This is a genomic window from Methanosarcina mazei S-6 (assembly GCF_000970205.1).
Taxonomy (GTDB): Archaea; Halobacteriota; Methanosarcinia; order Methanosarcinales; family Methanosarcinaceae; genus Methanosarcina; species Methanosarcina mazei.
On record NZ_CP009512.1, the window covers coordinates 3,495,452 to 3,509,682 of the forward strand.

The 14,231-nt window shown below is 43.5% G+C and carries 11 protein-coding genes and 1 tRNA gene; 5 read left to right on the forward strand and 7 right to left on the reverse strand.

Features of this window, described 5'->3' with window-relative positions:
* Window positions 1–245: 245 nt before the first annotated feature.
* From MSMAS_RS14925 to MSMAS_RS14940, 4 genes are all read right to left on the reverse strand, one after another.
* Complete coding sequence (locus MSMAS_RS14925; RefSeq protein WP_011033813.1) at window positions 246–839, reverse strand: METTL5 family protein; 594 nt, start codon at window positions 837–839, stop codon at window positions 246–248.
* A gap of 83 nt (window positions 840–922) precedes the next feature.
* Window positions 923–1,930: a diphthamide biosynthesis enzyme Dph2 gene (dph2, locus tag MSMAS_RS14930; protein ID WP_048039123.1), complete on the reverse strand. Its 1,008-nt coding sequence runs from the start codon at window positions 1,928–1,930 to the stop codon at window positions 923–925.
* Complete coding sequence (gene hpt / locus MSMAS_RS14935; RefSeq protein ID WP_048039122.1) at window positions 1,911–2,480, reverse strand: hypoxanthine/guanine phosphoribosyltransferase; 570 nt, start codon at window positions 2,478–2,480, stop codon at window positions 1,911–1,913. Before hpt ends, dph2 begins: the two co-directional genes overlap by 20 nt.
* A 448-nt stretch (window positions 2,481–2,928) precedes the next feature.
* Window positions 2,929–5,055: an FmdE family protein gene (locus MSMAS_RS14940; protein WP_048039121.1), complete on the reverse strand. Its 2,127-nt coding sequence runs from the start codon at window positions 5,053–5,055 to the stop codon at window positions 2,929–2,931.
* Between the two features lie 176 nt (window positions 5,056–5,231).
* On the opposite strand from MSMAS_RS14940, the gene MSMAS_RS19835 reads away from it, so the two are divergent.
* The gene (locus MSMAS_RS19835; RefSeq protein WP_268765625.1) at window positions 5,232–5,366 is read left to right on the forward strand and encodes a hypothetical protein; all 135 of its coding nucleotides are present in this window, start codon (window positions 5,232–5,234) and stop codon (window positions 5,364–5,366) included.
* Window positions 5,367–5,530: 164 nt separating this feature from the next.
* On the opposite strand, the gene cofD is transcribed toward MSMAS_RS19835, so the two are convergent.
* Window positions 5,531–6,463, reverse strand: coding sequence for a 2-phospho-L-lactate transferase (gene cofD / locus MSMAS_RS14945; protein ID WP_015412148.1), 933 nt, complete (start codon window positions 6,461–6,463; stop codon window positions 5,531–5,533).
* A gap of 137 nt (window positions 6,464–6,600) precedes the next feature.
* Between cofD and MSMAS_RS14950 the strand changes: the two genes are divergently transcribed.
* The 4 genes from MSMAS_RS14950 to MSMAS_RS14965 all read left to right on the forward strand — a co-directional run bounded on the left by MSMAS_RS14950 (window position 6,601) and on the right by MSMAS_RS14965 (window position 9,019).
* On the forward strand, window positions 6,601–7,818 hold the full coding sequence (locus MSMAS_RS14950; RefSeq protein ID WP_011033808.1) for an HD domain-containing protein: 1,218 nt from the start codon (window positions 6,601–6,603) through the stop codon (window positions 7,816–7,818).
* 5 nt (window positions 7,819–7,823) lie between these two features.
* Complete coding sequence (lpdD, locus tag MSMAS_RS14955; protein ID WP_048040780.1) at window positions 7,824–8,204, forward strand: prenylated flavin chaperone LpdD; 381 nt, start codon at window positions 7,824–7,826, stop codon at window positions 8,202–8,204.
* Window positions 8,204–8,788: a UbiX family flavin prenyltransferase gene (locus tag MSMAS_RS14960; RefSeq protein ID WP_011033806.1), complete on the forward strand. Its 585-nt coding sequence runs from the start codon at window positions 8,204–8,206 to the stop codon at window positions 8,786–8,788. Before lpdD ends, MSMAS_RS14960 begins: the two co-directional genes overlap by 1 nt.
* Before the next feature lie 156 nt (window positions 8,789–8,944).
* Window positions 8,945–9,019 (forward strand) — tRNA-Pro (locus MSMAS_RS14965).
* Between the two features lie 1,546 nt (window positions 9,020–10,565).
* Here MSMAS_RS14965 and MSMAS_RS14975 read toward each other — a convergent pair.
* Complete coding sequence (locus MSMAS_RS14975) at window positions 10,566–12,725, reverse strand: ATP-binding protein (protein WP_155395250.1); 2,160 nt, start codon at window positions 12,723–12,725, stop codon at window positions 10,566–10,568.
* Window positions 12,715–14,064: a DNA double-strand break repair nuclease NurA gene (locus MSMAS_RS14980; protein ID WP_048040778.1), complete on the reverse strand. Its 1,350-nt coding sequence runs from the start codon at window positions 14,062–14,064 to the stop codon at window positions 12,715–12,717. Before MSMAS_RS14980 ends, MSMAS_RS14975 begins: the two co-directional genes overlap by 11 nt.
* Window positions 14,065–14,231 lie beyond the last annotated feature (167 nt).

Sequence of the window (14,231 nt, forward strand, 5' to 3'; positions counted from 1 at the left end):
ATAGCCTTTGTGGGACTGCTGGCGGAAAGCCGGATGTCGGTCACGATTGCTCACAAAAAGCATATCTGAAGTCATCAGTCCCGATTATACAATGTTAATGTGGATTTATTTATGGTATTATGGATTTATTCTCTATCTTATGATCTTTTCTTTGTTCAATAAGCTTATTAATTCCGCCTTTCAGAATGAAGCACAAAGAGATAAGCTGTAAAACATGACGCCTTAAAAGGTTCCCTGAATACAGGTCAGGCATGAACAGCAATTCTGTAAATCTCTACCTCAATAACCTCTCTTTCTTTTTGATGAAAGTCAAAAGTCCTCTTTATAGGGAACTTCGCAACGTACGAATGTGTAATGACCGCAGGCTTAATGAACTTTTGGATAAAAGCAAGGCTTCCGCGGTTGTGGATGGAGTATATTACTTCACTTGTTCTTAATGCTGACGAAAGAAAGGGTCTGTCCCTTCCCTTAACTCTTGCCCCAAAAGGAGGGTTCATAATTGTGGTTTTTACCCGTTCCGAGACTTCAGAGATATCGGAACAGATAAATTCAACGTCCACTCCGATTTTTTCAGCATTTTTTCTTGCAAGCTCAAGAGCTTTTGGGTCAGTATCATACCCCACAACTTTCCTTGCTCCCAGAACCTTTGCCCCTATTGCGAGGATTCCCGTACCGCAGCCCAGGTCATGGACTGAATCATCAAGGTCTCCCTGCATGTAAGCGAAATGAAGAACTTCAGCAGCAAGGAGAGAAGGTGTCTGATACTGTTCCAGTTCAAGTTCAGGATCGGAAAAGCCTTCAATTTCCTCAAGCAGCATTTCAAGTTTTCTCTGTTTCATATCCTTTGTCTTTTAGTATTATTAGATTTAATTTTAGAATTGCTCGACCACGAATGTATGATTATGCAGCCATTTACTCCCAATCATACAGGTTCTTCAGTGATTTCGTCCAGCACAAGCTTTTCCCATTCGCGTTCCCCAAGCACTATTTCAAACTCCTGGGGTGTCAGCATAGGGGCAGGAAAACGTCCCACTTCATCAATAGCAAGCCTCGGGCAGGCTGTATTTACGAAAGCGTCTACTTTGAACTGGAGCAGCTGGTCCGGAGTTACGAGGTCGATCAGTATAAGGTGTGACTCTTTTCCATGCTTCTTTGCAAGTTCCTTTAAGGAAGAAGCAAGCTCCATCCTCTTCTGCCCGTTTTTGCTTGAGACAATAATCCCGAAGACCTGTGCATCCAGGGACTTTGCGATTACCGCACTCCTCTGGCGCAGAATCCTTGAAGGGTCAACCTCGCGGACCTCTCCGGAAAAAGGATCGGCTGCAAGGACACGTTTCTTTGTGGAAAGAGCTACCCCCAGGGGGTGGAAATCTCCGCTTCCGATATAGAGGTACTCGTCACAGTCTTCATCCCGGGCTGCAGAGAAATTGCAGCCGAGAACCTGTCCAGCATAAGCAATTCTGGAGTCACCACGCCCGATTACGCAGGTCTTTCCCATTCTCTCCAGCACGCCACATACATCAGGAAGTTTATGGACGTGCTGAACAGTAGTGATCAGCCCTATTTTTTGCCCTTTAAGCTCAGGGACAGCCTTTTCAATAACATGCAGGACGTCCACCGAAGACCGGGTTTCGATAAAATAGACTTTATTCGAGAGCCTGATGTCTTCCAGTTCAGCATGCCCGAAATGGAAAAGTATGTCAACGTGGTCGAGGAGAGTCCTGTCCAGGTCACATGCTCCGAAACACGGGTCCCCCGAGATAATAATTTCAGCTCCGGTAGCTTTTTCGACCTTCTTTGCCAGCTCCGGACCCTTACGTTTTAACCCTTCAGGAAACTGAAAGCCCACAAGCTTTGCTCTGGTATCCTTTATTACGCTGATTATGTAATCAGGCCTGAGGTCGAATGCTTCACTGATTCCCAAAGACATCCTTAATCTCCACACCTTTCTCGCCCACATCAATTGTGACGAGAATCTTGGGTTCAACTCCGAGCTCCCTCAGTTTCAGGTAACCATCGCCGCGTCCAATGACGGAAATCACATCCATTACCTCTACACCTATTGTCTGCAGCGCTTTTACAAGGGCAAGGAGCGTACCTCCTGTACTGATAACGTCATCGACAATAATTATTCTGTCCCCTTTTTTTAGCCCGTTTATGTAGAGGACGCCCTTCGAATACCCTGTGCTCTGGGAGAGTTCAACTTCCCCTTCAAGGAAATAAGGCCGCTTCCGGACAATGGTAAGAGGAATCCCGGTTTTCAGGGAGAGCGCATTTGCAACCGGAATGCCCATAGCTTCCACGGTCAGGATAGTGTCAACGTTCATATCTGCGATCTCTGAGATGTAATCGGAAATCTCTTCTACCAGGTGAGGGTCGATGGAAGGTACCCCATCAGAAATAGGATGGATAAAATAGTTATACTCCCCTCGCTTGATTATAGGGGACCTGATCAGTGAATCTTTCAGTCTTTCAAGCATGGTTTTAACCTTTCTGGCTGTCTCAATATTCCGGGAAGTAAAAAATCCTGAAATTAAGCCTGCTCCTTTTAATACCGTTTCCCGAAGCTAGGAATATAAATATACATAAGCGCACGAACATGCTGCCGGGAGAGATAAATTGATTCTAAATTGATTCCAAGAAACATCGAAGTACTTGATATAATTTTGGTCTTCCGATTCCGCCTGTTTAGAATCAGGGTGCAGGAAATATTAGTAAATAGTTAAGTCAGTGTTAATAAATTTAAGGACGCTCAGATAAAAAATATAAAGACACTCAGATAAAAGATATAAAAATGGCAGAAAGTAAAAAATAAAGTCTGAAATAAAATTGAGAAAGAAAAACACAGGAAAGATAAAAAATAAGGTAAAGAGGAATCTACTAAAGATTCCACAAACTTTTTCACGCTATCCCAGGCTTGTATTTTGCTTATGCAGTTACTGCTTCAGTGGATTCCAGATTCTGAGGGCTGACATCCTCTACGAGGTTGAGAAGCCCTATAACTACATAAGGATTGGTATCTGCCTGTTTCATTTCGTTCAGGGCAGCATCATCGATATCAATGACAGCGATCTCTGTAACAAGACCGTCCCAATTTTCAGGGTTCATAAGCCAGAGATCCTTCATATATTTTGAAACCCAGTCAGGATCACTTTCTTTTGCCCCGCAATTTGCACTCGCAAGATCAGAGTTGTACCCGAGCACAACTGCCTTCAGAGTTCCTGCATTCTTATCCCTGACAACGAAAACTCCAGCAAGGTCGCTTCCAATTGCCTCAAGTTCCTCGTCTGTCAATTCAGAGACAAAAACCCCTCCTTTTCCAGGAGTAGCATCCCAGCGCTTGACAAAAACATCATCCTTACACCAGTGAGGAGTGGAGAAAACCGTATAACTTACCCCCTCTTCAAGCGGATAATTTTCTTCCATCCAGTTTGCAAGCACAAAGCCGCTCGAAACTCCGGGACAGAAGTGGTTGTGTATCTCCAGGCACTGCATAAGTTCATAATCGAGATTTCCCGTAGCCCAGGCATTGGAAATTGTAAGAATGGCAAATTCGCGCCCGTTAAAAATCTTTGAGTTTACTTTTTCACTCCAGGCTGCTATGGACTCCTGGCTTGCGGAAAGCTCATTAAAGTTTATATTTTCCGTTGCCTGATAGCTGATTTTATCTTCGTTTTCATATGTAACCTCAATGTAGGCACATTTTCCGCTTGCTTTGTCAAAGAAAGCAAACCAGAGAGGGGCGTTTCTTGCGTTCTGGACTACAAGCAGATTCTTTGTATATTTCAGCTCTTTTCCATAAAACTCAGAATAAAAGTTATTTAAAAAAAAATCGGACTCTGCAGGAGAGCCGATATCAGTCATTATAAAAGTGTTTTCAGGTCCGAGAGTCCCCAGCTCTGCTTCGGCTGCGGAAAAGACCTGATCCATCAGTTCCTTATCTTCAACTGGGGGATTAACATTTCCATTTGAGTTGAGAAGCCCGAGGACTTCATAGGGATTGGAACCTGCCCGCTTCATTTCACCAAGGGTATCCTTATCAATGTCGATAACCGCGATTTCCGTAACAAGGCCTTCTTCATCCCAGTTGCCTCTGTCCATAAGCCAGAGGTCCGCCAGGTATTTTGAAATCCATGCAGGATCATCCTTTTTTGCACCGCACTTCGCGTTCACGACATCAAAGTCAAACCCGAGAGCTACTGCTTTCATTGTTCCGGCGTTCTTATCCGTAACCACAAAGATTCCGGCAGGAGAATTCCCGATTGCTTCGATCTCTTCATCCGTCAGCGCAGAGACAAAAATTCCTCCTTTTCCAGGGGTGGCATCCCAGCGCTTGACAAAAACATCTTCTTTGCACCAGTTGGGGCAGGAAAAGACCGTATAACTTACCCCTTCTTTAAGCGGATAATTTTCTTCCATCCAGTTTGCAAGCACAAAACCGCTTGAGACTCCGGGACAGAAGTGGTTGTGTATTTCCAGGCACTGCATAAGTTCATAATCGAGATTTCCCGTAGCCCAGGCATTGGAGATCGTAAGAATGGCAAATTCATGCCCTTTAAAAACAGCAGAATTCACTTTTTGATTCCAGGCTTCTATGGACTTCTTATTTTTCGAAAGTCCATTAAAGTTTATATTTTCCGTTACCTGATAGCTGATCTTCTCCTCGTCTCCGTATGTAACCTCAATATAAGCACATTTTCCGCTTGCTTTGTCAAAGAAAGCAAACCAGAGAGGGGCATTCCTTGCGTTCTGGACAACAAGCAGATTATCGGTATATTTCAGGTTCCTTCCGTTAAATTCCGAGTAAAAATTATCCAGAAAAACATAAGACTCTGCAGGAGAGCCAAGATCTGTTATTATAAGTGTGTTTTCAGGTCCGATATTCCCGAGATTACTTTCGGCTGCGGCAAAGACCTGAGCCATCAACTCCGAACTGTCAGTTTCAGCTGCCATCCCCGGGATGAAACACAGGGAAAAGACCAGTACTGTCAGAAAAACAAAACTGGTAATTTTTGTTTTGATTTTTTTATTAGTACATCCACGTCTTCCAATCATATTTTTACCTCTTCTGCCCATAAGTCATTTATTTAATACTGCATTGGGTAGCATTTTTTAGAATATATAGCTTAATAAATAGAACAAAATATGGATTTTATGTTTTTTAGTATTACAAGTGATAAAAAAAATATTACTTAAAACTTTCGAATTTTATTGGCGTTGAAAATTCATACATGCAGAGAGGGAAGCAAAAGAAAATTTATAGAACAAGAGAAAAAAACAACAATATAAAAAAACATAGAAAAAAGAAAAGAGAATCGAAAGCAAAAAAGGTAGTGAAAAAGAAAGAGAAATGGGGTTTAAAATAATGTAGAAAGAAAGTGGAAAAGAGAAGAGAAAAAGAGAGTGAAAAACAAAAGAGAAAGAGGTGAAAAACAAAAGAGAAAGAGGTGAAAAACAAAAGAGAAAGAGGTGAAAAACAAAAGAGAAAGAGGTGAAAAACAAAAGAGAAAAGGGAGTTAAAAAGGAAAAGTTAAGAAGGGCATACAATATTGTCAAAAAGCCTGACCACAATCTCTGCCAGTTCTTTGCTCTTCTCAGTAGAGGTCATCAGGGTGTCTGCCCGTGAAGCATGGCAGCCAAGCCTTTCAAATGCGAACTCATCTGCACGATCCCTTTCATCAAAAACGAAAACATCAAGAAAATCCTGGTAGTATTCAGCAACTCCCATGGAAGAGACTTCAATCCCGCAGGCAGGCATCAGTTTTCCAGCAGGGCCACTGACAGGGGCATTCCCAATAATCGGGCTAACTGCAACGACCTTTTTCTTTTTCAACAGATCCTTCATCCCGGGGAGGGAAATAATCGGACCTATACTCGTGATAGGGTTGCTCGGCCCTATAAGGATATTTTCTTCCTTCTCAAAGGCTTCGAGCACTTTAGGAGAAATGGAAGCTTCGGAAACTCCCCTGATATCAACTCCACGCACATCTGGCTCTCCACGTTTTCCAATCCAGAAGTCCTGGAAATGCATAATTCCTTCAGCAGTTTCTATATAAGTGGAAACAGGATCATCGGACATTGGCAGGATATTTGCTTTGATCCCAAAAAGGGATGAAAGCTTCACTGTTGAATCCGTAAGGGACGCCCCGTCACGGATAATGTTCGAGCGGATAATATGGGTTGCCCTGTCCCTGTCTCCTAGCTTCAGTCCTTCTTCAATGCCGAGCTCCTTCATGCGCTCATAAGTCCCGAAGGTATCATTTTCTATGCCCCACCACCTCTTCCGGTCAATCTGGTCTGAGAAAAGATAGAGCACTGTATCAAGGTCTGGAGAGATCAGGTTCCCAGAAACCCAGAGGTCTTCGGCAGTGTTTACAACAACGGTCAGTTCCTCCTCAGGGAGGATTTCCTTGAGCCCGTCAAGGAGTTTGGGAGTTCCGGTGCCGCCTGAAAATATAATCATGATATTACCTGTTTCTAATCCCTGTTTCCGAATTATTATATAGTATTCGGGCAGCAGGTGCCCTGTAATTTACATCTTAAGTAATAGCATCAAAGTAATAGATACAGCAATATATAATGACATCTGTCTAAAGATTAATGAAAGTAGTCCTTGATCCCGTGCATGGTTACATCGAACTGGATGAAGTTGTTCAGGAGCTTCTGGACACCCCACAGATACAGCGCCTCAGGAGAGTCAGGCAGCTTGGATTTTCAAACCTTGTATATCCGGGAGCAAACCATACACGTTTTGAACACTCACTCGGAACCATGCACCTTGCCTCCATGCTGATGAAAAACCTCGACTCAATTGACGAGGATAAAAAACTGGAGATAAGGGTTGCCTCCCTTTTGCATGATGTGGGGCACGGCCCATTTTCCCATGTAACAGAGAATGTTATTTATAAATATACCCGGCGCCGGCATGACGAGATAAAGGAAATCCTGGGGAAAGGGGAAATAAAAGAAATCCTGAAAAAATACGGGATTTACCCCGGTGAACTTGCAAAGCACGTCGAAGGCGAGACATCTTTGGGGCAGATTTTAAGCAGTGAGATCGATGTGGACAGGATGGACTACCTTGTCCGGGATGCACATTATACCGGCGTTGCTTTCGGAGTTGTGGACTACAACCGCCTGATTAACCAGATGAGTTTTCACGAAGACAGGCTTGTTGTTGACCAGGGAGGACTCAAAGCAGCCGAATCTCTCCTGGTCTCACGCTTCTGGATGAATACCTCGGTTTATTATCACCATGTTACCAGAATATCTGAAGCCATGTGCTCAAAAGCAGTTGAGCATATGATCGAGGACGGGGAAATGGACCCGTTCCGGCTAAGGCAGATGGACGATATAGACTTAATAGCCGCAATGCGAAGCTCAAAGGGGTATGGAGGAGAACTTGCAAGGCGGCTCGATTCACGCAACCTCTATAAACGGGCGCTCTATACAGGGCTTGAGGATGCAGGGAAAGGAGTACTCAAACACCGGGATAAAATAGAGAGAGCAGAGAAGGAAATCGCAGAACTTGCCGGAGTGGACCAGGAATGTGTGCTTGTGGACATCCCGAAAACCCCTGAAATGCTTGAAATGAAAGCAATGATAAAAACAGACCATAAACTAGTCTCCCTTAACGAAGCTTCGCACTTCGTATCCATATTGCAGGAGGCTCACATGGACAACTGGAGAATGGGAGTTTACTGCCCGAGGGAACACTGTGAAGCTGTGGGGAAGGCTGCAAAGGAATACTTTAACATAAAAAAAGTCACAAAACAATTCAAGCTGAGCGATCTGGAAAATACTAAAGTGCAGGAGTAAAATTTTTGTTTACCGTTACAAGGAAAGCCAGCAGGATAGAAATCACTCTCGAAGTGAAAAAACTGGGGGAAGACTACCTGCTAACCCTGACCGGCGGAAAAGAGCATGCTGGCGCAGTTGCAGTAGGGCTATTCGATGAAAAAAGCGGAAGAGCCAGCTCTTCTGTTATCACACTTCCCGGGCACAGGGAGGAACAGCTTGCCCTTGACAGCGCAAGACGGGTAAGCAAAGCAACAGGGAAAACATCAATAGTTGTTGCCGGAATTCATGTGGACAGCATCAGCCTGGAAGAGATAAAAGAGATAGTTTCAACCGCAGAGGAAATGGTCGGAAACTTCATTGCCTCCTGTGAAAAAAGTGACGTTACAGCAAGGAGAAACAAATAATGGAAATAATTGTAGGCATCAGCGGAGCTTCAGGGGTCCAGTACGGGATCCGCCTTCTTGAAGTGCTGGCAAATAAAGGGATTAAAACCCATCTTGTACTGACCGAAGCTGCAAAACAGATAATCGAGATCGAGACTGATTACCTGCCTGTTGAAGTGGAAAAGCTGGCAACCTGGAATTATTCCCAGAAGAACTTTTCAGCTCCTATAGCCAGCGGCTCTTACAAAACTTCGGGAATGATCATTGCCCCGTGCAGCATGAAAACCCTTGGGGCGGTTGCAAACGGGATATCTGATTCCCTGATAACAAGGGCTGCAGATGTTTGCCTCAAAGAGGAGAGAAAACTGATCCTCATGACAAGAGAAACTCCCCTGAACCTTATACACCTTGAGAACATGCTGAAAGCCAGAAAGGCAGGAGCAAGCATCCTTCCTGCATGCCCGGGATTTTATTCCAGACCAAAGACTCTTGATGACATTATAGACACCATGGCTGGCAGGGCTCTTGACCTCCTGGGAATAGAAAATGACATTTACCAGCGCTGGAGACAGGAAAAAACCGAGGATTTGGAGAACAACGGATAAATGCCGGAAATCAGAGAATTCATCAAGTAAAAAAGATAATCCGGACAATTAAGCGGGGAATATAAAATTCTGATCCTGGTTGAGAAGTTGAAATACAGCCGTATGTTCTAACGAAAGCTATATAAAGGATAATCTCCTTTGTGAGGAGGTACCCTTGGGATAGTAGGGTAGCTTGGTCCATCCTCGAGCGTTTGGGACGCTTGGACCGCGGTTCAAATCCGCGCTATCCCATCATTTTTTATCTTTTTTATATTTTCCACCTTTTTTACAGATGCTTCTGTAAAAATGAATATTTGCGGTTTATTTTTTAAGTTTTAGTGTTCTTAACCCCAGTGTTCTTAACCCCAGTGTATGAGCCTATCCCAAAAGCTATTTTTATGCATTTATCAAGGTTTCATTACTATTTTCCTGGTTAGTAGCTCGATTGATTACTTCAAAATTGAGAACTAAGGAATGGTAAAAATATAATTTCAAATATTCATTTTAGGAATGACTTCATAGGCATTGCAGAAGACAATACCGAGAACAAAAACATGAAATTACATCTTCTTTATTCCTAAGACAGATCCCAGGAGATCCCAGGAGATCCCAGGAGATCCCAGGAGATCCCAGGAGATCCCAGGAGATCCCAGGGACGGAAGCCACGAAACCCAGAGAGCGGGATACAGGGAGATCTGAGAAGGAGAGAATTAACAAGATATGCAAGTTTTGCGGAGAAAAATTTGATACTTATAACCCCAAAAAAGAAACGTGTAGTGATAGGTGCAGATCTGCTGATTCTAGAAGAAAAAAATAAAACACCTGAAGTCAAATATTCCTTGATAATGACGGGTAATTATTTAAAAAAATAAAAAAGCCCTGATAAAAGTAAATCAGGAAAAGCTTTTCATTCAAACATAGAGAAAAACGTTTTGTAATCCAAATAGTAGCCCGACGCAGATAAGCACCAGTCTTTCAGAAGCTTCTAATATTACGACAGAGTTTTTATACTTCCATGTCAGTTTCATATATAACTCCTATTTTTCTTGTAAGCGTTCTCGCAGGGTACGGGAATACTACTTTGAGAACACTTGCAAGAATATGAATAGCTCTTTTGTTTTACCTAAGATATAGTTTTTGAGAGGGATTTTTCCCGACATGTATTTACCTATAATAAAGCTTTCGAGATGAATTTCAAAAGTAAGAATGTATTTTCCAGTATTTAAATCTTGGTTGTACAATGTACATTTTATTGCTTATTTTCGCTTTTAAAGGCTTAATATCCCTCGGTTCGTTAAGTAACATGCATAGTTACTTAACACATAATAATAAAGTATAGAAAGTCAGATCTAAAAAACTCTGCAACATTTTAGTACATGCCCTGAGATCACTTTTCTAAACTTATTCATTCTAACCACTATAGGAATATGCAGGTTTTGGCAGATCAACCCAATATTACACAGAAAATATAGAATCATATAGGCATTATATAAATAGAAATATAAAACGGTCAGGATTTGACAATATCGACAAACACCATATTATCCCTTAAAAGGATCGGATACAAAAGGATCCAATAAGGGTACACAAAGGATACAAGCAGGATACAAAAGGATCTGGATAAGCAAAATCAGGATATTTCAGGTACACTCTATGTAAAAAGTACATGCTGGAAGACAGGTAAAAAAGAAAAGTAACCACAAAAAAGAAGAGACACACGCCTTACTTCATAAGGCAGGCATGCGCTGAAACTTGTTCTTCAAAATTAGGTTCGTTAATTTTCAATTTTCTGTTTTTCTTAGCGGTGCCTTACAACACAGCTTGAAAGCCCCAGGATTTCCACAATATCACTGTTGTCCGGGCTGTGGATTATCATCTGCCCTTTCTTAAGGTAGGGAATCCTGCGTTCGTATTCCTTGGGGACTTTCAGGGAAGAGATTGCAGCATCGTTATTGAGGTTAAGGATCAGCTTTGTGTTGATCTGCTTGATAACAGTGTCATCGATGTCCTGCGGGTCTTGCGTGATCAAAAAGAGCCCGAGAGCTTCTTTTCTTCCCTGGCGGGCTGCGTCTGCAAAACGGGAAATTATAAGGCGAGCATGTTCCCCGTTTGCCTTTGAAAGGTAGCGGTGAGCCTCGTCCAGCGCCAGGATAATCGGAGTTTCCTTGATGGCATCGATCCCTGTGGTGTTGAGCTTGTTGTCAACAATCATGCTCATGATTGTGAGAACTATGAGATCCCTTATCCTCGGGGAGCTTATGTATTCTGTCGGGAAAACCGAAATCTGTCCCGGCTTGAAGATTTTGTCAACAATGTCGGAAATCGGGGTTGCATCGCGGTCAAAGACTTTTGAGAAGAATCTGCTGCTTACTCTCCTCACGATCCCATCATAAGAAGACTCATGGATCCTGTTGCTGTCAACGTAATAAGAACGTGTGCCTTCGTTTTCAATGTGGCTTATAAAGTTCTGGTAGGTATGCGGCACACTTGACTTGAAAAAGTCCCCAAGGAGCACTTCAAGCCCGATGTACTGAAGTTCGGACATTCCTGTTGCTGCGATCAGCCAGGAGTTATGTTCCACAAAGGAAAAAGGAATTGTAAATTCAATCTGCTCTGCCCTTGACTTATCTCCGGGATACTTCTGTCCGTCAACCTTTGCTACAAAAGCCTTTGTTGACTGGACCCTGCCGCAGGCGACATTTTCGGATTCAAACCTGAATCTGTCGTCATCAGTCAGGGTTTCGTTGTCCTCGAAAATCTGGGAATACTCATCCTGAGGGTCCATAATCACGAGACAGGGATTTTTCCTCGCTTTATCAGAAGCATTCCGCAGCCTGTAACGGTTACTTTCGGTCATGAACTGGCGCAGAATATTTTTTGATAGGAAGGTCTTTCCTGTCCCTGTGCTCCCGCAGATAAGCATATGCCTGAAAATAAGGGGGTCGCCCATCGAATAATCGTTTCTGAGATAATAAGCAACGGTTTCGGGCTCGGAATGTGTTTTTACAAGCTCTCCCCCGACACTTAAATGCCCGAGGAAAACACCTTCTTCCGGGATGTTCAGCCCTGTCTGGACTTCAAGCCTGTCCGTTACAGGCAGTATGGGCGTGTTCGGACGGGGAATTCTGTCTGCCATCCTGCGTGTAAGTGCTCCCTCTGTTTTTTTTCGATACAGGATACAGAGAGGATCAAGGCAGGCAAGAAACTTGTAGTCGGCTTCGTTTATGGGGCTTGCACGGGCATTCAACATGCGCCTTGAATGGATTTCGGTCGCATCATCCACTGCAAACTCCTGCCTGTACTGGAGCTTCCCTACCCTTGCAAAGAGCTTTTCTCCATCTTCATAAGGCACAACAACATATGTTCCGAGCCTGATCTCACTCCTGCGGGCAGAAGCAATATACCCAGTAATTGTGGCTGCCGAAGGCGTTATTTCCAGAGGTTCTATACCGGTTGTTACAATTCCGAAGGCTTCAACCAGGGACGGAGGGGCTCCGGAAATTCCGAAATCATAGTCTTCAAACTTTTCAAACGGAAGTTCTTCCTTTTCGGAAAAATCGGCAGGATAAGAGTCTTCAGGATAAAAAGAGGAAGCAGGTGCCGGGACAGCTCTGGAAAGCCCGGAAAGTTCAGAAGCGCCTGAAAAAGTGCTTGAAAATGCTTTTGAATCACTACCTGAAGGGTTCTGTATGTCAGTTTCCGTAACAGTCTCAGGTAAAGGAACGGGGAGCTCTTCAAAAGCTGGCTTTGTGGCAGGATCAGAGCTTTCTTCAGAACCAGAGATTTCTTTAAAGAGCTCTTTTTCCCGACCCCCGATCTCATTTTCGGGACTTATTTTTGACGCTGAGTTCCCGCCTGAAAGTGTCTCATTTTCCGAAACAGTAACCTTTTCAGGAGCAGAAACCGGCCTGGATTTTTTGGAAATAAAAGCGAAAATATCGGCATCTTCATATGTCATTGAACTTACCCCACCGGGTGTCATTATAAGTTGTATCAGGACTCATGCTTTCAAAGAATTTATCGATTTCCTGCCTCTCCACTTTCCGGATTTTTGCGAGGTGGTCTGCCTTTGTGAGGGTAAGGGGAAAACCGTGCAGAGAAACGTCAAAGAGCACTTTTTTAGTAATTTGCATACGCAGGAAATCATCCTTAATAAGCCCGTAAGGGGCTTCAACCTTAAAAACCACATCCTTTGAAGGCACGTAAAGCATGAAGAAGCATAGTGCATAATCTTCAGGAGAAAACCTGTGCCTGAGCTTTTGCTGAATCATATCCCCGGCTGCAAGCGGGGAAGTCCCTTTAAGCATCTTTTCGTAATACCTGTTGGGCTGTAAAAACCAGTTGGTGTAAGTGAGATAAGCACTTCTGGAACCATAGTGCCTGCAATTATTCCCGTTATTTCCATTATTGTTTGAGTACCGCCCTTCATGCCCATTCCCGGAAGTTCCCCCTGCTTTTTCCAGTGAGAGTACATTTTTGAAAAACTGGGCATCCAGCATCCATGGAAGGTCAAAAGCTTCTCTTTTCTTTCTCACGCTGTCCATGATCTGCATATCAGTAGGATTTTTTACAAACCCAATTACAGGGATCTTCATTTCCAGAAAATGGTCCATGACATCAATGTAATTCTGGAGAATTTTTCGGGCATCAGGGTTCTGCCTGATCCTTACTTCAGCGTCGTCCAGAACCATCCAGTACATGAGCTGCTTTGGATAAATGGGCCCGTCCATTATGAAAAAGCTTTCAGGCTCCAGCCTGTCCTTCATAAAAAGCAAATGTTCGGATTCTGCCAGGTACATGGCAAAGCTGTGTACCATATCAGGAGCTTTTCTTTTAAGCTCATCAGGAGCAATTGTTACAAGCTTCGCCCTTCCAAGCCCTTCATCAAAGGTTTCCCATCCTGGTGTCGCCCGCATTGCAATTCTCCGGGAAGAGGAATAAGCTGCACAGACAATTGTCCTGCACCTCTGAACATCAAGGTCAGTAGGCGTTGCAGCCAGCCCGCAGTGGCAGAAATCCACAAAAAGCCCGCTGTCATAAGTTTTGGGATTCGTGCTCCCGCTGTCGCAGGCATAGGTAACAGGATAAGGATCTTCGCCCTGAGCCATCAACTCGGTTCTGACCATCCCACGGAAGAGTCGGTCCACAGCTTTAAGAATTACCTTCCCATCAACTTTCAATTCTTCAAGCAGCCTGTAAATATCCGCTGCCGTTTTCGGGTCATCAAACTCAAATGATCGGTCAATTCTCTCTGCAAGCTCCGAGATCTTATGCATATGCACGGGCTCAAGGGTCATGAATAAAAGATACTTTAAACAGTAATATATATTTGTTGAGTGAAAGCCGGTATAGTTTTACTGATAAGAAACCAGGTATATAAAGGGATAACTTACTGCATGAATATATCACAGTTGACATAATATCATTGATAAGATAATTTTATATTCGGCATGTGCATATAATG